An 18,153-nucleotide genomic window follows, 5' to 3' on the forward strand; every position below is an offset into this window, starting at 1 on the left:
TTGGAGGGTAGCGCGGCCGCGCATTGAGCCGCGACTGATTTTCCGTGTGCCCTTTCAGCGCGCCCCGGCCTAGTCAAACGCTCGCTTGGCCCACCGACCCGAAAGCCCTTTGTTTTCAGGGGTTTTGGGCTGGTTGGCGAGCCACGAAAGGAGTAATGTCGCCGTCTGTGATCGACTCGGTGACGAGAGTGACCGAGTCGACTCCGTGCCGCCGCCCACGGTAGGAGTACCCATGCCCACTGGTGTGACCGCTGTGATCGTTCCGCCTGCCACGGTCAACGGACCGGTCCCTGCCACCCTCTCCGAGGCCGACCTGAGACGAGCCGCGGCAGCACTCCACCCGCACGACTTCGACCCGCCCCTCGCCGTCCGCTCGCTCCTCACCGGCCTCGCAGCCAACACCCCCGGCGCCGAATCCCTCCTATCCATCCTGACGGGCCGCGCCGGTCCCTCGCGCCATCGAACCCAGAATCCCTTCCAGGCTGAGGCTTTCAGGCCTTGAGGATCGGCACGTCGTACTTGTGGATGAGCTCGTCCCGGGTGACCAGCGTGAGTCGCTCGGTGAGCGCCTGGGCGATCAGCATGCGATCGAACGGATCCCGATGCACGGGCGGCAAGCGGCCCGCACGCTCGGCGTGCTGGAAACGGATCGGCAGCTCGCTCAGTCCGCTCTGCTCGAGCAGCTCGGTCAGATCATCGGGGATCTCGAGTTTCCCCAACGCGGTCTTGATCGAGAGCTCCCAGACGGTGGCCGCGCTGACATGAACCTCGAGCTCGGAGTCGATCCGGTCCTTGAGGTTTTCGGAGAGCTCCGGGCTGTCTTCGAGCCACCACAACAACACCTGCGTGTCCAGCAGAAGTCTGGCCGAGGCAACCGTCACGAGGGCAGACCGAAGTCGCGGGCGATGTCTTCGTTCGTCTCAGCAGAATCCCAGTCGTCGGCCCGGTGGATCCGGCCGGCGAGCGAACCCCGGCCGGCCCGCCGTACGGAGGTCGGCAGAGGCACGACCTTGGCCACCGGCCGGCCCGCACGGCTGATGATGACCTCTTCGCCGTGCTCGACGCGATCGATGATCCGCGAGAGTTGGGTCTTCGCCTCGTGAATGTTGAACTGTGCCGCAGCCGGCTCGCCCATCGGCCCTCCTTAGTCCGCTTAGCTAAGCGTACCTCGGTTCGCGCCCTAGCGGTTGACGGTGGCGGGGAGGATTCGGGCGCCGGGGACTGGGCCTTCGGCTTGGCGGACCATGCGGCAGAGGCCGGATTCGGCGAGTTCCACCGCCAGGTCGACGGCGCTGCGGCTGTCGGCGGCCAGGAAGACACAGGTGGGGCCGGAGCCGGAGACCTGGCCGGCCAGGGCGCCTTGGTCGAGGCCGAACTGGAGGGTGTCGCCGAGTTCGGGCCGCAGCGACAGCGCGGCAGCCTGGAGATCGTTGCTGAGAGCAACCGCGAGGGCGCCTGGCTGGCCGGAGAGCAGGGCCGAGAGGAGCTCGGGGCGGACTTGCGGAGGCTCGACGCGGCGCAGCGGACGCAGCCGGTCGAGCTCGCCGTAGACAGCAGGTGTGGACAGACCGCCGTCGGCGATCGCGAATACCCAGTGGAAGGTCCCGCGCGACATCACCTCGGTGACCTGCTCACCACGCCCCCGGCCGAGCGCCGTGTGCCCGACCAGGCAGAACGGTACGTCGCTGCCCAACTCGCCCGCGAGATGCTGCAACTCGGTCTGCGACAACTGCAGACCCCACAGCCGATTGCACGCCACCAGAGTCGCTGCCGCGTCAGTCGAACCACCCGCCATCCCACCCGCGACCGGGATGGTCTTCCGGACGGTCAGCTCGACGCCCTCCTCGACGTCGTACTCGGCCTGCAGCAGCCGCGCCGCCCGCACCGCGAGGTTGGTCTCGTCCGTGGGTACGTCGGCCGCGAAGTCGCCGACCACCTCGACCGAGATCGACGCGTCGTCGTCCCGGACCACCGCGGTGACATCGTCGTACAGGGCAACGGCCTGGTAGACCGTGGCGACGGGGTGGAACCCGTCCGGGCGCGGCGGACCGACGGACAGACCGAGATTGATCTTGGCCGGGGACCGCACCGTGACCTCAGCAGAAGGTGGCACTCGCACAGGCTAGGGCATGTCCGTCTCTTCCATGCAGTCTCGAGCAGGTGCTCGGCGGAGTGCCTCGGGGTGCTGGGGCGAAGGTTGCGATGCCCCAGCATCGTGACCTTTGCCCCAGTGCCGCGAGGTGCCCGCCGAGTGCCGCGCAGCACGCATGGAGGAGGCGGACATGCCCTAGGTGCCTTATACAGGCCGAGCCGCACCGGCGATCGCCGCGAACTCGGTGATCCCGAGCATCTCGCCACGCAGCTGAGCGTCGATCCCGGTACGGCGGAACACCTCGTCCAGGCGGTCGCGGTCCGGCATCCAGCGGGCCAGCGCGGACCGGACGGTCTTGCGCCGCTGCGAGAAGGCCGCCTCGATCACCGCGAACACCTCCTCGCGCGTCGCCGAGGTGGCCGGTGGCTCCCGCCGTTCGAAGGCGACCAGTCCCGAGTCGACGTTCGGAGCGGGCCAGAACACGTTCCGCCCGATCGGGCCGGCCCGGCGGACCTCGGCGTACCAGGCCGCCTTCGCCGACGGTATGCCGTACGTGCGTGAACCCGGCCCGGCCGCGAGCCGGTCGGCGACCTCGGACTGCACCATCACGAGCCCGTGCCGCAGCGAGTCGGACACCTCGAGCAGATGCAGCAGCACCGGTACGGCGACGTTGTACGGCAGGTTGGCCACACACGCGGACGGCGTACCGATCTCGGCCGGCCCGACGGTCATCGCGTCCGCCTCGATCACCGTCAGCCGATCGGCCTGATCCGGCGCGTACGACGCGATCGTCGACGGCAGCGCCGAGGCCAGCAACGGGTCGATCTCGACCGCGGCGACCCGATGCCCCGCGGCCAGCAACGCGAGTGTCAGCGAACCCAGTCCGGGGCCGACCTCGAGCACCGTCTCTCCGGCGTCGGCGAGCGACGCGGCCCGGACGATGCGGCGGACGGTGTTCGGGTCGATGACGAAGTTCTGGCCGCGCTGCTTGGTCGGGCGGACGCCCAGCGAAGCGGCCAGTGAACGCACATCCGCCGGACCGAGAAGTCTCGGTCCGGCGGAGGTGGATGAATCAGACGAGGTCACCCCGTCAGTGTGGCAGCACCGGTCAGGCGCGCTGACCGCAGACCGGCCAGTCGCCGTAGCCACCGCGAGCCGCCCGGACCTTCTCGGCGATCGCGATCTGCTGCGCCTTGCTGGCCAGGTGGGCGTTGCTGGCGTAGGCGTCGCCGCCGTACGCGACCCAGGTCTGGTGGCTGAACTGCAGGCCGCCGTAGTACCCGTTGCCGGTGTTGGTGGCCCAGTTGCCGCCCGACTCGCACTCGGCGATCCGGTCCCACGCACTGGTGTTCCCGGTGGCCGGCGGCTCGGTGTCGGTCGTCGGCTCCTCCGGCTTCGGCTTGGTGCCGACGGTGACCTTCGCGTCGACCGGCGCGGTGACGACCTTGCTCGTGACCACCTTCGTGGTCGACAGCTTGCCGTCCAGGTAGGTGTACAGGTACGTGATCGACTTCTGGCCGGCCTTACCGGCGGCCGTGGTCTTCTTCGTTCCCTCGAGCACGGTGGCCGACTTGGTCTCGTCGGTCCCGAACGCGATCGCCTCGGTCTTGGTGACCCTCTTCAGGTCGACCTTGACGTAGCCGATCTTGTTCACGCCGGGCTTGAGCGCGGTGGCCGGCGCCGGGCTGATCCGGTCGTCCTTGTCCCAGACGACCTTGGCCGCGGTCAGGGCCTCACCGACGGTCCCGGCCATCGACTTGATGGTCGCGACCTTGCCCTGCCGCACGATCTGCACGGTCTTCGGGGTCTTGACGACGAGCTCCAGCCCTTCGCGCCCGATCGGCGCGCTGCGGCTGGTGGAGAAGACGGCCGCGGTGTCGTAGCGCAGACCCAGGTCCGCGAGCGCCTCGTTGACGCTGTCGGCGGTGGTCCAGAACGCCCTCTTGGTGCCGTCGGCGTTGACGGTCAGCTGGCGACCGTACTCGACCGCGATCTCCTGGCCGTCCTTCAGCTTGGAGTCCGGCGAGGGAGCGACGACGTCGTGCTCGCCGACCTGAACTTTCTGGTCCTTCAGGGCGTCTGCCACGGTGGAGCCGAAGGTGTGCACCTTCCGCACCTGGCCGTCGACGGAGACACTGACGGTCTTGCTCTTGCTGGCATAGGCCACGGAGCCGCCCGCGACGGCAAACGCAGCCGTCAAGCCGACGGCCACGATGATGGACTTACGCACTAACGCTCCCAGGTAGGGCTACCCGGGCACGGGGTCGGACAGCACTGGCGCAGGCCGCGAATGCCGGGATAACAGGGCCCGGAAACCACGGTTCACGCCGAGGGGCGTGCTGCCCGGGATCTTCCCCGATCCCGGCCAACATCACGAGACAGTAACGAAGAAGTCCCGGAAGTGCCAATCCTCTCGTCGGCGAGTCGCAAAAAGGTGTAATGAGGCGATCACGCCTCGTGATGGCCCCACTGCCCTCGATGCACGACTTCCGCCGTACTCCGGCGACCTCGTTCGAGCGACGGCGACCGCTTGTCCGGGGCCCGGTAGCCGACCGACATCAGGCCGATCAGATCGAACCCGGCCGGCACCCCGAACTCCTGGTAGAGCTTGCCCACCTTGTCCGCGGGAGGCCCGAAAAAGCACGCTCCCAGGCCTTCGTCGACGACCGTCTGCAGCATCAGCAGCACCGCCATCCCGGTGTCGACGTACCAGTACGGCGCCGTCCAGCGGGACTCGTCGCGATCGGTCCAGCCCTTGTCCGGCTCGGTGTAGCGATCGAGGTACGCGTCCTTGTGCGCGAAGGCCAGGATCAGCAGCGGCGCGCGGCGCAGGCCTGTGATCCATTCCACATACTTCTCGTCGACATCCTCGGCCGTGATGGCCCAGTACCGGTCCCGGTCGTCGCCCTCGAGGGTCAGGAACGCCCACCCCTGGCTGAACCCGCCGGAGGGTGCGTGCAGGCCGTTCTCCAGGATGCGTTCCCGGATCTCCGCGGGAATCGGGCGATCGGGGTCGTAGTTGCGGACCATCCGGCGCCGCCGGACTACCTCACTGAACTCCATGAGGCACTGTCTATCAGCCGCGCCAGCAGGTACGCCTCGGTCCCGGCGAGCCCGACCGAGCAGAAGATCACGGTCTGATCCGGCCCGGTCTGGCCGGCCGCGTCACCGGCGAGCACCGCGCCCAGGCTGGTCAGCCGGGCGTGCTGCGGCGTCCCGACCAGGATGAACGGCGGCTCGTACGCCGACGTCTGCGCCCGGCATCCGTGAGGACTTTCACCATGCGCCGCCGAAGGCCCTGTTCGCGTTGGTGTTCAGGGCGTCGCAGAGCTCCGCGACCGAGATGTTCAGCACGCCGGCCATCTTCCGGACCGTGTGCGGGATCAGGTACGACGCGTTCGGCTGACCGCGATGCGGTGACGGAGTCAGGTACGGCGCGTCCGTCTCGACCAGCACGTGGTCGAGCGGGGTCACAGCCAGCGCGTCCCGCAGCGACTGAGCGTTCTTGAACGTCACCACCCCGGCGAAGCTCAGGAACGCACCCCGGTTGACGCACTCGCGGGCGAACTCGGTGTCGCCGGAGAAGCAGTGCATCACCAGCCGGTCCGGCACCCCCTCGCGGTCCAGGATCCGCAGGATGTCGTCATGCGCGTCCCGGTCGTGGATCATCAGCGTCTTGTCCAGCCGCTTGGCCAGGTCGATGTGCGCGGCGAACGACTCGTGCTGCGCGGCCCGGCCGTCCTCACCGGTCCGGAAGTAGTCCAGGCCGGTCTCGCCGATCACCCGGACCTTGTCCGAGCTCTTCGCCAGTTGCTCGATCTCGGCCAGCGCGCTGTCCAGCTCGCCGACGGCCTTCAGCTTCGGCGCCTCGTTCGGATGCAGGGCGACGCCGGCGACGACGCCCTTGAACTGCTCCGCGGCCTCGACCGCCCAGACCGCGCCCGGCAGGTCGCAGCCGACCTGGACGATCCGGGTGACCCCGACCGACGACGCCAGCTTGATCGCGTCGGCCGGGCTCAGCCAGGCACCGTCCTCGCCGTCGGCGATGTCGAGATGGCAGTGCGCGTCGACCACACTCATCGGCAGTGGATCGGGCACCGCCGGCCGGGTCCGGTCCCGCGAGCGGCCGTCCTCCCCGATGGCGGCCCGCTCGCGAGTGGGCCGGTGGACCTCCACACCGTCAGCAGACATACGGCCTAGATTACTGACTAATCCTCAGCGCTATTCCTCAGACGCTTCCTTGACCTTCGCCACGAGCATCTCCCACATGCCCTTCGAGTGCGCGGCCTCGTCCTCGCTGCTGTTGTTGTCCTGGGTGAGTGTCAGGTGTGTCGAGGTGCCGTGGTCGTCCAGCGTGTAGGTCAGCGTGTGGTAGTTCTCCGGTACGTCGGGCTGCCCGCTCAACGGGCTGTAGTGCGTCACCCGCAGCGTCCGGCCGGGGTCGACCTCCAGGATCTCGCCCTTGTCCTCGTACGCCTTGCCTTCGTACTCGCCGCTCCAGGTGATCGGACTCCCCTGCTGCCAGTCCGTCTTCACCTCCGCGCCGAACATGAACTTCCTGATCTCGTCCGGATCGGTCAGCACCTCCCACACCCGCGCAGGTGATGCCTTGATATCCGTCTCCGCAGTAGCCAGGTAGTCGGCCATGTCCCTCAACTCCTCTCTACCCCGACCGTACGACGACCCCGCCTTACGCGCTTGTAGAAAAGCGTCAACCGAGCCGCGCGAGCTCCTCCTCGACCACGTCGGGTGCCAGCTTCGTGAAGATCGGCGTCGGCGACGGCACCGGAGTCCCCGGTACGACGGGATCCGACGCCCACCGCGGTTGCGCGGAGTAGTCGCCGGTGATGATCGGGTACGACGGGCCGCCGTCGAGGTCGGCGACCTCGTGGATCTCCGGCTGCGGGAGGAACGTCCCCGTGCCGCCGAGGGCCTCGTGGACGCGTTGGGCCGAGTGCGGCAGGAAGGGTGCGAGCAGTCGGTTGCTGTCGGCTACCACCTGGGCGGCGACGTGCAGGATCGTCGCCTTGCGCTCCGGGTCGGACTCTTTCCAGGGTGCCTGCTGGGAGAGGTACTGGTTCGCCTCGGCCGCGTTGTGCATCGCCGCGCCGATCGCGAGCTTGAGCCGCTGGTGCCGGAGATGGTCGCCGACGGCACCGAACGCCTCATTGCTGGCGGCAAGCAGTTCGCGGTCGGCCGGGGTGAGCTGACCGGCCGCCGGGATCGCACCGAAGCTCTTCGCGATCATCGACGCGGTCCGGTTCACCAGGTTGCCCCAGGTGCTGACCAGTTCGTCGTTGTTGCGGCGGACGAACTCGGCCCAGGTGAAGTCGGTGTCCTGGGTCTCGGGTCCGGCGACGGAGATGAAGTACCGCAGCGCGTCCGGCCCGTAGCGTTCGAGGACGTCGCGGACGTAGATCACCACCGAGCGGGACGACGAGAACTTCCGGCCCTCCATGGTGAGGAACTCGCTGCTGACCACCTCGGTCGGCAGGTTCAGGGCGCCGTACCGGCCAGGAGTTCGGTTGTAGCCGAGGAGCTCGGCCGGCCAGATCTGGGCGTGGAAGGTGATGTTGTCCTTGCCCATGAAGTAGTAGGACTGTGCGTCCGGATCGCACCACCACCTGCGCCAGGCGTCCGGATCGCCCGTACGGCGGGCCCACTCGATGCTGGCGGACAGGTAGCCGATGACGGCGTCGAACCACACGTACAGCCGCTTGTTGGCGTTCTCCTCCCAGCCCGGTAGCGGGACCGGGATCCCCCAGTCGATGTCGCGGGTCATCGCGCGCGGCCGGACGTCGTCGAGCAGGTTGAGGGCGAACTTCAGCACGTTGGGACGCCAGCCGCTGCGAGTCTGCAGCCAGGAGCCGAGCGCGTCGGCGAGGGCCGGGAGATCGAGGAAGAAGTGCTCGGTTTCGACGAAGACGGGGGTCTCGCCGTTGATGCGGCTGTGCGGGTTGCGGAGGTCGATCGCGTCCAGTTGGTTGCCGCAGTTGTCACATTGGTCACCGCGCGCGGCGCCGTACCCGCAGATCGGGCACGTGCCCTCGATGTAGCGGTCGGGCAGAGTGCGTCCGGTCGACGGTGAGATCGCGCCCATCGTGGTCCTGGGGACCAGATATCCGTTGCGGTGAACGGTTCTGAACAACTCTTGCGCGACGGCGTAGTGATTGCGGGTGGTGGTCCGGGTGAACAGGTCGTACGACAGTCCGAGCCCCTGCAGGTCCTCGACGATCACCCGGTTGTACCGATCGGCGAGCTCGCGCGGGCTGACACCTTCCCGCTCGGCCTGCACCAGGATCGGCGTACCGTGCTCGTCCGTCCCCGACACCATCAGCACGTCATGACCGGCCATCCGCAAGTACCGGCTGAACACATCGGAGGGGACACCGAAGCCGGAGACGTGGCCGATGTGCCTGGGACCGTTCGCATACGGCCAGGCCACGGCGGACAGGATGCTGGTCATGGGGCCTCCCGGCCTGGACTGAGGAGCGCAGGGAGCGAAGCGACTGGAGTGACGAGGGAAGGCCGGGAGTTGAAGCCCCATGACCTCCGCGCCGGAGGCGCGGCATTCAATACAGTCATGCTGCCGACTGTAGAAGGACCGCCGGGGTTACGCAGCCGGATTGTGTAGGAAGTCAGCAGGTCCGGCGATGTTCGGGCAGCCTCCGCCGCATTAGGTTGCGAGTCGGTTCCGCCGACCGACAGGAGCATCCGATGACCAGGAAATCCCGGATCAGCGCGGCCCTCGCCGTACTGGGTCTGGTGGTGGGGACCACCGCCGCGCCCAGTGAGACAGCCGCGACCGTCACCCCGATCCCGGTGCAGGTTCTCAGCCTGACCGACCTGCACGGCTACCTGTCCGAGACCGAGAATCTGACCATCGCCGGGCCGTCGGGCACCTTGGCCGTCGGTGGCGCCGGCTATCTGAAGGCACATCTGGACAAGCTGCGGGCCGGGCAGCCGAACAGCTTCCTGATCGGTTCGGGCGACCAGTTCAGTGGCTGGCCGGACTACACGCAGGCGTTCGCGAACGAGCCGACGATCGAGGTGCTGAACGCCCTCGGGATGGACTTCGACGTGGCCGGGAACCACGAGTTCGACCGGGAGTTCCCGTTCCTGCGCCGGATGACGACCGGCGCCTGCTACGGCACGCCGGGCTTCGACTCCTGCTTCAAGGACTCGACCGGACGGAACTTCCACGGCACCGACTACGCCTACCACGCGGCCAACATCGTCGACCCGCGGACAGCACGTCCGGTGCTGCCGCCGTACTGGATCGCCAACGCCGGCTCGGCCCGCATCGGCTTCATCGGACTGGGTTTCCCGGGGACGCCGACCGAGACTCTGTCGATCGGCGGGTCCGGGTTCAACTTCCAGGGCCTGGTCGAGGCGGCGAACCGGGCCGCGGCGGAGCTGAAGGCCCAAGGTGTGAACGCGATCGTGGTCAGCATGCACGAAGGCGGTCAGCAGGGCGGCCTGTACGACGAGTGCAAGAACCCGATCGGCCCGATCTTCGACGCCGCCCGGGCGATGTCCCCCGACATCGACGTGATCCTCGGCGGCCACTGGCACACCGCGTTCAACTGCATGATCCCCGATCCGAACGGCGTACCGCGTCCGGTCCTGGAGGCGAGCAACCACGGTCGCGTGCTGGGTGAGGTGAACCTGTCGCTCGACCCGGCCACCGGTGAGGTCATCCGGTCCGCGACCACGGCCGCCAACCATGCGGTGACCAAGAACCTGACACCGGATCCAGGGATCCAGAAGACGGTCAAGTACTGGATGGACAAGTGGGCGGCTCGTCAGAGCCAGCCGCTGACCACGCTCGACCGTGATCTCGACTTCGCCAAGACGGCCGAGAGCCGCACCGGCAATCTGGTCGCCGATCTCTACCGCGCAGAGGCTGCGCACGACGACGCCGACTTCGCCCTGGTACCGGCCGACCTCGGCATCGACGTGATCGCCGCCGGTCTGCAAGCAGGGACAGTGATGTACGGCGAAGCCTGGCCGGTCGCCGGGATCTCGCCGATCACCACGCTGTCGATGAAGGGATCGACGGTCGAGGCGGTCCTCGAGCAGCAGTGGATCCCGCCGGCGTACGGCTGCAGCAGATTGTCGTCACTCGCGACCTCGGCCAACTTCCGCTACACCTACGACCTGGGCAGACCGGTCGGCGACCGGGTCGATCCGGCGAAGGTGCTCGTCGACGGCAGGCCGCTGCGGCTCGACCGCACGTACCGGGTGGCGACGACTGCGGTGATGCCGCTGCATGGAGCGCAGTACGGCTATCCGGGCTTCCAGCAGTTCACCGATCTCGACCGGGCGCCGCGGATGGGCCAGGAAGTGTTCCTGAACCACCTGCGGACGCACCAGCTGATCAAGGCGCCGGCGCTTGGCCGGGTGACCGCGATTCCGGGCACGCCGCCGCCGGTCGACGGGCCGTTCGGTCCGCTGAACCTGCTGCCACAGCAGGAGATGACGGCAACCGCGACCAGCCAGGGATCGACCGCCTACAGCGCGGCCGCCGCGCTCGACGGGAACTGCGCGACCATGTGGCACTCGAACTGGAGCCCGCACGCGCCGCTGCCGCAGCACATCACGCTCGACCTCAAGACCATGCGAGCGATCGAGGCCCTCGTCTACACCCCACGCCAGGACGCCGCGGTCCCGAACGGCCGGATCTCGTCGTACGACGTCCAGACGAGCACCGACGGAGTCACGTTCACGTCGGTCGCGACGGGCAGCTGGGACGGCACTGTGGATGCCAAGATCGCCCGGCTGCCGTCCGGTACGACGGCCCGCTACGTCCGGCTGATCGGCCTGGCCGGCGGCGCGGACTACGCGGCCGCGACCGAGCTCAATATAGCTCTAGCTCCGGGTTCCTGACCGCGTCGCGGTGGGCCGTCGGGGCCATCCCGTACCGGCGGCCGAACTGCCGGCTGAAGTAGTGCGCTGACTCGAACCCGACCGCGCGGGCGATCTGTGCGACGGACATGTCGGTGGCACCGAGCAGCTCGGCCGCCCGCTGCAATCGCAATGCCATCACCACGTTCATGATCGAGTCGCCGACCTGTTCCTTGAACAGGTGCGCGAGCCGGGAGACCGAGATCTGCGCGATCCCGGCCAGCGAGGTCAAGGTGTGCGGCCGCGCCGGGTCCGCTGAGATCGCGTCGAGCACGAGCTGGACCCGTGCGTCGAGGTGCTGGGTCTCCCGGCGCAGGCTGGCGACAGCGGTCAACAGCACCTCCTCGATGCCGTTCATGGTCAGTTCGACCGCGACGCTCTTCTCCAGCAGGTGCAGCTCGGTGTCGCCGGTCGGCGACAACCCTGCGCGCTGTGCGTCGCGGTGCAACCGGTCGAACGCCGACACCATCCGGTCCGTCTCCGACGACCTGGTCAGCCGCACGTACGACAGGCCCGGCATTGCCTGCGGCAACGAGAGCCAGGTGTGCCACTCGCGCCGCGGCTGGAAATGCGCCCACCAGGATTCCCAGTAGGTCCCGACGGTTCCGTAGTCGTGCGGGGTGCCCGGGCTGACCAGGACCAGGTCGCCGTGGCGCAGCGTGAGCCTGTTCGTGCCGATCACGTACCGGCCGGTGCCGCCGGCGGTGTAGAGCAGGTACCAGCTGCCCACGCCGTCCGGCCGGACGACCCGGTAGTCACCGCCGCTGTGGAAGTGGCCGGTGACCAGTTTGCTCGGTGGCGGGATCTCGCTGTAGAGCTCGATCAGCACCTGAGTAGCAAGATCGTGGTCGAAGTCAGCAGGCTCCGTCATGGTCGATCCCCTCGTTGGCGCTCCAAGATTAGCGACACAGCAGCAAGATCCTGCACCCCCAGCGAATCGAGGATCCCGTGGGTTTCAGCACTGTCGCCGAGCTCGGGTACGACGCCACCACCCTGGTCTTCGAGCACGGTTGGCAGTCGTGGAGCCCGAGCGGCTGGTACCGGCTCGACGACAGTCCGCCCCGGCCGACCGCGCCGAACCACCACGTGATGGCGTATCGGCCGGGCATCGCCGCCGGCCGGTTCCAAGGCGAGGGTCTGCTCGCGGTAGCCACCGGCGGCGAGGTCGTCGTGGCGGCCGCTACCAGCCCTGACGCGGTCCCGTCGATCCGCGCCGAGGTCCGGGACGGCCGGCTGGTGATCTCGGCCGACGGCGAGGTGAAGCTCACCACGAGCACCCAGACGAACCCGAATCAGGCGCTGGCCGACTGGGCCGAAGCCTTCGGTACGACGCCCGTCCGGGTGTTCGGACCGTCCTGGTGCAGCTGGTACGCGTACTGGGGCAAGGTGACCGAGCGGGACGTGATGAACGACGTCCGGCAGTTCGACCAGCACGATCTGAGCGTCGACCTGGTGCTGCTGGACGAGGGTTACCAGGCGGATATCGGCGACTGGCTCACGCCGCGCGACGACTTCGGGTCGACCGTGCGGCTGGCCGCCGACATCCGATCGAGCGGCCGCCGGGCCGGGATCTGGGTGGCCCCGTTCCTGGTCGGCAGCGCCAGTGAGACCGCCCGCCGGCACCCGGACTGGCTCGTCCCCGGAATCAGCGCGGGCACCAATTGGGGCCAAGAGCAACTGGTTCTGGACGTCACGCACCCGGGTGCCGCGCAACATCTGCAGGACGTGTTCACCGAGTTGTGCCGGCAGGGCTACGACCACTTCAAGCTGGACTTCCTCTACGCCGGCGCGATCGAAGGCCCGCGGCACGAACCGATCGACGGTATCGCCGCCTACCGGCACGGGATGCGACTGCTGCGGCAGGCAGTCGGGCCGAACCGGATCCTGCACGGGTGTGGCGCCCCGATCCTTCCCAGTCTCGGGTTGGTCGACTGCATGCGGATCTCGCCCGACACCGATCCGCTCGTCGACCCGCCGTCCGGCGACATCAGTCAGCCAGGGCAGCGCGGTGCGCGGTCCACCTCGGTCGCACGCGAGTTCCTGCACGGCCGGTGGTGGGCGAACGACTCCGACTGCCTGATCGTGCGGCCCGACATCCAGCAGCGAGAGCGCTGGGCCGATCACATCGACGCCGGCCCTGGGTTGCGGATGTCGAGTGACCCGATCGGCGAGCTCGACCGCTGGGGCCTCGACCGGACCCGTGAGTTGCTGGTCCCGAGTTCGCCTCGCCCGCATCCGCTCAAGGATCCCGATGCTTAGGCCGGCGCCCCGCCGTACCCGGCGAACCGGCCGCGGGCGGCAGACCCTGGCCGCCTACGCGCTGCTGGCACCGAGCATGGTCGGTGTCATCGGCTTCCTGCTCGCGCCGGTGCTGATCGTGATCGTGCTCAGCCTGTTCGACTGGAAACTGCTGGCGACGCCGGAGTTCGTCGGGCTGGCGAACTACCGCGAACTGGCCACCGACTCCGATGTCTGGCATTCGCTGCTCGTCACCTTGTACTACGTCGTGATCTGCGTCCCGGGGACGACGATCCTCTCGCTGCTGCTGGCCCTGCTGGTCGATCGCAAGCTGCGCGGGATGAAGTACTTCCGGGCCCTGCTGGTGATTCCGTGGATGGCGACACCGGTCGCGCTCGGACTCGTCTGGACGTGGATCTTCGACCCCGGCCGCGGCGCGATCAACCAGTTCCTCGGGCTGTTCGGTATCGACGGCCCGGCCTGGCTGTCGTCCTCACTGCTGGCGATGCCGAGCGTCGCCGCGGTCCACATCTGGCAGTTCGCCGGCTACAACATGCTGTTCTTCCTGGCCGGTCTGCAGCACATCCCACGATCGTTGCGGGAGGCATCGTCCTTGGACGGTGCGTCGCCGGTCGCGCACTTCTTCTCGATCACCCTGCCGTTGCTCCGGCCGACCATGCTGTTCGTGCTGATCACCAACGTGATCGGCTCGTTCCAGGCCTTCGACACGATCTTCGTGATGACCGAGGGCGGCCCGGGTGACAGCACCGAGGTGGCGACGTACCTGATCTACGACGAGGCGTTCCGCAAGTTCGACTTCGGCTACGCCTCGACCATCTCGGTGCTGCTGTTCGCCGTGGTGCTGATCGCCACGATCTCCCAGTTCGTGTACTTCGAACGCCGTACGACCTACGACTTCTCCTGAGGTGGTGTCACCGTGAGACTGCGCTTCCTGCCGTACGGCGTCCTGGTGGCCGGCTGTGTGTTCGCGATCTTCCCGTACTTCCTGACCGTCCTGACCGCATTCAAGGGCCCTGGGCAACTGTCGGAAACGCTGCCGTGGGAGCCGGGCCTGCCGCCGAGCACGGCCGCCTTCGACCGGCTGTTCGCGTCCGGTTTCGGCGGCTACCTGGTGAACACGGTGCTGGTGACGGCCGGGATCACGGCCGGCCAGGTGGTGTTCGCGATCCTGGCGGCGTACGCGTTCGCGCGGCTGTCGTTCCCAGGCCGGGACGCCTTGTTCTGGGTGTACCTGTCGACGTTGATGGTGCCGCCGGTGGTCACCATGATCCCGCTCTACCTGATGATGCAGAAGCTCGGGCTGGTCGACACCTGGGCCGGCCTGATGCTGCCGACGATGCTCGGCACGCCGTACGCGATCTTCCTGCTCCGGCAGTTCTTCCGCGGCATCCCGGCCGATCTCGAGGACGCGGCCCGGATCGACGGCGCCGGCCGGATCCGCACCCTGGTCGCGATCGTGCTGCCGCTGTCGAAACCCATCCTGGTCACCGTCACCACCCTGGCCGTGGTCGCCAACTGGAACAGCTTCCTCTGGCCGCTGATCATCACCAGCAGCGAGGACAAGCGGCTGCTCTCGGTCGGCATCGCCTTGTTCAAGAGCGAGATCGGCGTCGACTACAACGCCGTGATGGCCGGCAGCCTGGTCGCGCTGGTGCCGCTGCTCGTGCTCTTCGTCGTTTTCCAGCGCTTCATCGTCCGCTCGGTCGCGGTCACCGGGCTCAAGTAGGAGGCTCACATGTTCCCGAAGAATTCACCACAGCCCCTGTCCCGGCGGACCTTCCTGATCGGCGCCGGCTCTGTGCTCGCGCTGGCCGGCTGCGGGTCGTCGAACGACAACGCGAGCAGCAGCGGCGGCAAGGCCGAACTCGTCTACCGTCTGTGGGACGAACAGCAGGAGGTCGGCTACAAGGCGGTGTTCGCGGCGTTCACCGCCGAGAACCCGGACATCACCGTCCGGATGGAGGTGCTGCCGTGGGACCAGTACTGGACCAAGCTCACCACCGAACTGGCCGCCGGCAAGGCGCCGGACGTGTTCTGGCTGACGGTCGAGAACTTCCCCGACCTGGCCGGCAAGGGCGTGCTCGCGCCACTGGACGACCTGATCGGCAAGGCCGGCCTGAAGCTCGACTCGTACCACCCGAACGTCGTGGAGTCGTACAAGTTCGAGGACAAGCAACTGGGGATGCCGAAGGATCTCGGCGTGGTCGGGCTGCTGTACAACAAGGACCTGTTCGCGAAGGCCGGCGTGACGATGCCGGCCGAGCTGACCTGGGCCCCGGACGGTTCGGGCTCGTTCGTCGAGCTCGCCCGCAAGCTGACCGTCGGCACCAAGCAGTGGGGCTTCTGCTCCTGGAACCACAGCCAGACCCAGTGGCTGAACTGGATCGCCTCCAACGGCGGCCACGCGATGGACAAGCCGTACGGCACCTTCGACTTCGCCGGTCAGAAGTCGGTCGAGGCGCTGCAGTGGGCGCGCGACCTGATCTTCAAGTGGCGCGTCTCCCCCGATGGCACCCGGACCAACCCGCCGACCGGGCAGGCGACCGAGATGTTCTACCGGGGCGAGGTGGCGATGTTCCCGGCCAACAACGCGCTGCTGCCGTTCGCGCTGCCGGAGGTGAAGTTCCCGATCGGGGTCGCCCCGATGCCCGCCGGACCGTCGGGCCGCACAGTCGTGATCAACGGGCTCGCCGAGGTGATGTTCGCCAAGACCAAGCACCCGGAGCAGGCCGGCAAGCTGGTCGCCTTCCTCGGCTCGGAGAAGGCGCAGAAGCTGATGGGCGACGCCGGCTACATCATCCCCGCGCTGAACGACGCCGGTGCCGGGTACACGGCGTTCTGGAAGAAGAAGGGAGTCGACGTCCAGCCGTTCCTGGACTCGGCGGCCGGCAGCACGGTGAACATGCCGATCGCGTCCGGTTGGACCGCGAAGGTCGCCGAGATCAACAAGGCGGTCAACGACCTGTACGTCGACAAGGTGGAGGTCGCCGCGATCGCGGCGTCCATGGACAAGATCGGGAATGACAAGTGAAAGAACTGACCGACTCGTCCGGCATGCTGACGGACGCCGCCGTACTGCGGGCCCGACTGGCCGAGGACGGCTACCTCTTCTTCCGCGGACTGCTGCCCGTCGGCGTGGTCGACGACGTGCGGGAGCAGCTGGCCCGGATTCTGCACGACAGCAACTGGCTCGCGCCGGGCACTGACGCCCAGGATCTGGTCGCGTCGGATCGGGCCGTTGAGGAGGGATCGCCGGGGTTCTTCGGTGCCTACACGGCGATCCAGAGCACCGAGGCGTTCCATCAGCTGGCCGTGCGGCCCGAGTTGCTGGACCTGACGAGCCGGCTGCTGGGTGAGGAGGCGTTCGCGCACCCGGCGCACATCTGCCGGATCGCGCCGTCGTCGCCCGGGGCGAACCCGACGCCGATCCACCAGGACTACCGGTTCATCCAGGGCAGCATCGACACGCTGACGACCTGGCTTCCACTCAGCGAGGCACCGCCCGAGATCGGTGGTCTGCGGGTACTCGCGGGCTCGCCGCGGCTCGGTGTCCTTCCGGTCAAGGCGTCCGACGGGCCCGGGATGATGCGGGCCGAGGCGGACGAGAACCACCCGGAGTGGCGGACGACGTCGTACCGGCCGGGCGACGTACTGCTGTTCGGGAGCCTGACCGTGCATGGCGCGATGCCGAACCGGACCAAGCAACTGCGAGTGTCGGCCGACTTCCGGTACCAGGCCGTCAGCGCGCCGATGGCCAGGGACATGCTCGGCACCGGGAAGCCGCACTACCACCCGGACGTGCCGGACTTCCCGACGCTCACTCGCGGGTGGACCTCGACGGCCTGCGTCGAGATCCCGGATGGGGTTCGGTTCGTCGACCGCTGGGATCCGCGGTTGGACGACGTACCGGCACCAGCCTCGCGATTCGCGTACGTCTGAACTGTGCGGGCGGGTGTCCCCGCCCGCACAGTTCTCAGATCAGTACGACGACCTTGCCCTGGGCGTGGCCGGATTCGCTCAGCTCCTGGGCCTTGGCGGCGTCGGCGAGCGCGAAGGTCTCGGCGACCCGGACCTTCAGGTTGCCGTCCGCGGCGGCCTGGAGCTGCTTCGACAGCGCGGCGCCGATCTCCTCGGGCGAGGCCGAGCTGGCCGCCGAGAGCGCGACGCCCAGCGCTCCGGCCTGCATGTCGGCGATGGTGATGATGCGGTCGGTGCCGCCGCGGAGCTCGATCGACTCCTGCAGCCCGCCCTGGCCGGCGGCGTCGAACACCGCGTCGACTCCCTGCGGCGCCGCCTCGCGGACCCGGTCGAGCAGTCCGTCGCCGTACGCGACCGGGATCGCACCGATCTCGCGCAGGAAGTCGTGGTTCGCGGGTGACGCGGTACCGATGACCGTGGCGCCGGCGGCCTTGGCGAGCTGTACGGCGATCGAGCCGACAGCACCCGCGGCTCCGTGCAGCAACAGGGTCTCGCCGGCCTTGAGCCCGAGCTCGTCCAGGACCCGCTGAGCCGTCTCACCCGCGACCGGCAGACCGACCGCCTGCTCCCAGCTCACCCCGGCCGGCTTCGGTACGACGTTGCCGACGACCGCCTCCTCGGCGTACGAACCGGTCTTGGACCAACCGACGACCTCGTCGCCGATCGCGAAGTCCGCACCCTCACCGACCTCGTCGACCACACCGGCGACCTCGAGCCCGGGCGTCGCCGGGAAGGTGACGTCGATGAAACCCTGCGTCCAGCCGCGGCGGATCTTGAAGTCGATCGGGTTCACCCCGGCGGCTCGGACGCTGACCCGCACCTCCCCCGGTCCGGCATGCGGCTCGGCCACGTCCTCGGTCCGCAGCACCTCGGGACCGCCGAACTCCTCGAATACCACCGCTTGCATGTTCTGCCTC

At 68.3% G+C, this 18,153-nt stretch carries 18 protein-coding genes; 6 read left to right on the top strand and 12 right to left on the bottom strand.

The genetic code is table 11. The annotated features are described in order from the left end of the window. Positions 1–491: 491 nt before the first annotated feature. The 10 genes from EV652_RS08170 to metG form a co-directional block, all read right to left on the bottom strand. Positions 492–881, bottom strand: a complete 390-nt coding sequence (locus EV652_RS08170; protein ID WP_132208372.1) for a type II toxin-antitoxin system VapC family toxin — start codon at positions 879–881, stop codon at positions 492–494. Continuing rightward, the gene (locus tag EV652_RS08175; protein ID WP_132208373.1) at positions 878–1,135 is read right to left on the bottom strand and encodes a type II toxin-antitoxin system Phd/YefM family antitoxin; all 258 of its coding nucleotides are present in this window, start codon (positions 1,133–1,135) and stop codon (positions 878–880) included. The genes EV652_RS08170 and EV652_RS08175 overlap by 4 nt, the downstream gene beginning before the upstream one ends. A 45-nt stretch (positions 1,136–1,180) precedes the next feature. After that, on the bottom strand, positions 1,181–2,119 hold the full coding sequence (locus EV652_RS08180) for a 4-(cytidine 5'-diphospho)-2-C-methyl-D-erythritol kinase (RefSeq protein ID WP_132208374.1): 939 nt from the start codon (positions 2,117–2,119) through the stop codon (positions 1,181–1,183). A 177-nt stretch (positions 2,120–2,296) separates the two neighbouring features. Then, the gene (gene rsmA, locus EV652_RS08185) at positions 2,297–3,178 is read right to left on the bottom strand and encodes a 16S rRNA (adenine(1518)-N(6)/adenine(1519)-N(6))-dimethyltransferase RsmA (RefSeq protein WP_132208375.1); all 882 of its coding nucleotides are present in this window, start codon (positions 3,176–3,178) and stop codon (positions 2,297–2,299) included. Positions 3,179–3,200: 22 nt separating this feature from the next. Next, a complete protein-coding gene (locus EV652_RS45745; RefSeq protein ID WP_132208376.1) occupies positions 3,201–4,322 on the bottom strand; it encodes a resuscitation-promoting factor in 1,122 nt (373 codons plus the stop codon). A 218-nt stretch (positions 4,323–4,540) separates the two neighbouring features. Beyond that, complete coding sequence (locus EV652_RS08195; protein ID WP_132208377.1) at positions 4,541–5,155, bottom strand: nitroreductase family protein; 615 nt, start codon at positions 5,153–5,155, stop codon at positions 4,541–4,543. Beyond that, on the bottom strand, positions 5,137–5,271 hold the full coding sequence (locus EV652_RS45750) for a hypothetical protein (RefSeq protein ID WP_255512581.1): 135 nt from the start codon (positions 5,269–5,271) through the stop codon (positions 5,137–5,139). Before EV652_RS45750 ends, EV652_RS08195 begins: the two co-directional genes overlap by 19 nt. A 97-nt stretch (positions 5,272–5,368) precedes the next feature. Beyond that, entirely contained in the window at positions 5,369–6,283 is a 915-nt protein-coding gene (locus EV652_RS08200; RefSeq protein ID WP_132208378.1) for a TatD family hydrolase, read from the bottom strand. A 30-nt stretch (positions 6,284–6,313) separates the two neighbouring features. Next, positions 6,314–6,739, bottom strand: a complete 426-nt coding sequence (locus EV652_RS08205; RefSeq protein WP_132208379.1) for an SRPBCC domain-containing protein — start codon at positions 6,737–6,739, stop codon at positions 6,314–6,316. Positions 6,740–6,803: 64 nt separating this feature from the next. After that, a complete protein-coding gene (gene metG, locus EV652_RS08210) occupies positions 6,804–8,558 on the bottom strand; it encodes a methionine--tRNA ligase (protein ID WP_132208380.1) in 1,755 nt (584 codons plus the stop codon). Positions 8,559–8,809: 251 nt separating this feature from the next. Between metG and EV652_RS08215 the strand changes: the two genes are divergently transcribed. Continuing rightward, positions 8,810–10,981, top strand: a complete 2,172-nt coding sequence (locus EV652_RS08215; RefSeq protein ID WP_132208381.1) for a discoidin domain-containing protein — start codon at positions 8,810–8,812, stop codon at positions 10,979–10,981. Here EV652_RS08215 and EV652_RS08220 read toward each other — a convergent pair. Next, on the bottom strand, positions 10,953–11,870 hold the full coding sequence (locus EV652_RS08220; protein ID WP_132208382.1) for a helix-turn-helix domain-containing protein: 918 nt from the start codon (positions 11,868–11,870) through the stop codon (positions 10,953–10,955). The genes EV652_RS08215 and EV652_RS08220 overlap by 29 nt on opposite strands. Before the next feature lie 77 nt (positions 11,871–11,947). Here EV652_RS08220 and EV652_RS08225 point away from each other — a divergent pair, with 77 nt between their 5' ends. The 5 genes from EV652_RS08225 to EV652_RS08245 are packed head-to-tail and all read left to right on the top strand — an operon-like array spanning position 11,948 to position 17,197. Then, positions 11,948–13,258, top strand: coding sequence for a glycoside hydrolase family 36 protein (locus EV652_RS08225; protein ID WP_132208383.1), 1,311 nt, complete (start codon positions 11,948–11,950; stop codon positions 13,256–13,258). Then, positions 13,251–14,162, top strand: coding sequence for a carbohydrate ABC transporter permease (locus tag EV652_RS08230; RefSeq protein WP_242001627.1), 912 nt, complete (start codon positions 13,251–13,253; stop codon positions 14,160–14,162). Before EV652_RS08225 ends, EV652_RS08230 begins: the two co-directional genes overlap by 8 nt. A gap of 12 nt (positions 14,163–14,174) precedes the next feature. Then, positions 14,175–14,984: a carbohydrate ABC transporter permease gene (locus EV652_RS08235; protein WP_132208384.1), complete on the top strand. Its 810-nt coding sequence runs from the start codon at positions 14,175–14,177 to the stop codon at positions 14,982–14,984. 9 nt (positions 14,985–14,993) lie between these two features. Next, on the top strand, positions 14,994–16,289 hold the full coding sequence (locus EV652_RS08240) for an ABC transporter substrate-binding protein (RefSeq protein ID WP_132208385.1): 1,296 nt from the start codon (positions 14,994–14,996) through the stop codon (positions 16,287–16,289). After that, on the top strand, positions 16,286–17,197 hold the full coding sequence (locus tag EV652_RS08245; RefSeq protein ID WP_132208386.1) for a phytanoyl-CoA dioxygenase family protein: 912 nt from the start codon (positions 16,286–16,288) through the stop codon (positions 17,195–17,197). Before EV652_RS08240 ends, EV652_RS08245 begins: the two co-directional genes overlap by 4 nt. A 34-nt stretch (positions 17,198–17,231) precedes the next feature. Here the strand turns inward: EV652_RS08245 and EV652_RS08250 are convergent, their stop codons facing one another. Continuing rightward, on the bottom strand, positions 17,232–18,143 hold the full coding sequence (locus EV652_RS08250; protein WP_132208387.1) for an NADP-dependent oxidoreductase: 912 nt from the start codon (positions 18,141–18,143) through the stop codon (positions 17,232–17,234). Positions 18,144–18,153 lie beyond the last annotated feature (10 nt).

The sequence above is a fragment of the Kribbella steppae genome (assembly GCF_004342025.1).
Lineage (GTDB): Bacteria > Actinomycetota > Actinomycetes > Propionibacteriales > Kribbellaceae > Kribbella > Kribbella steppae.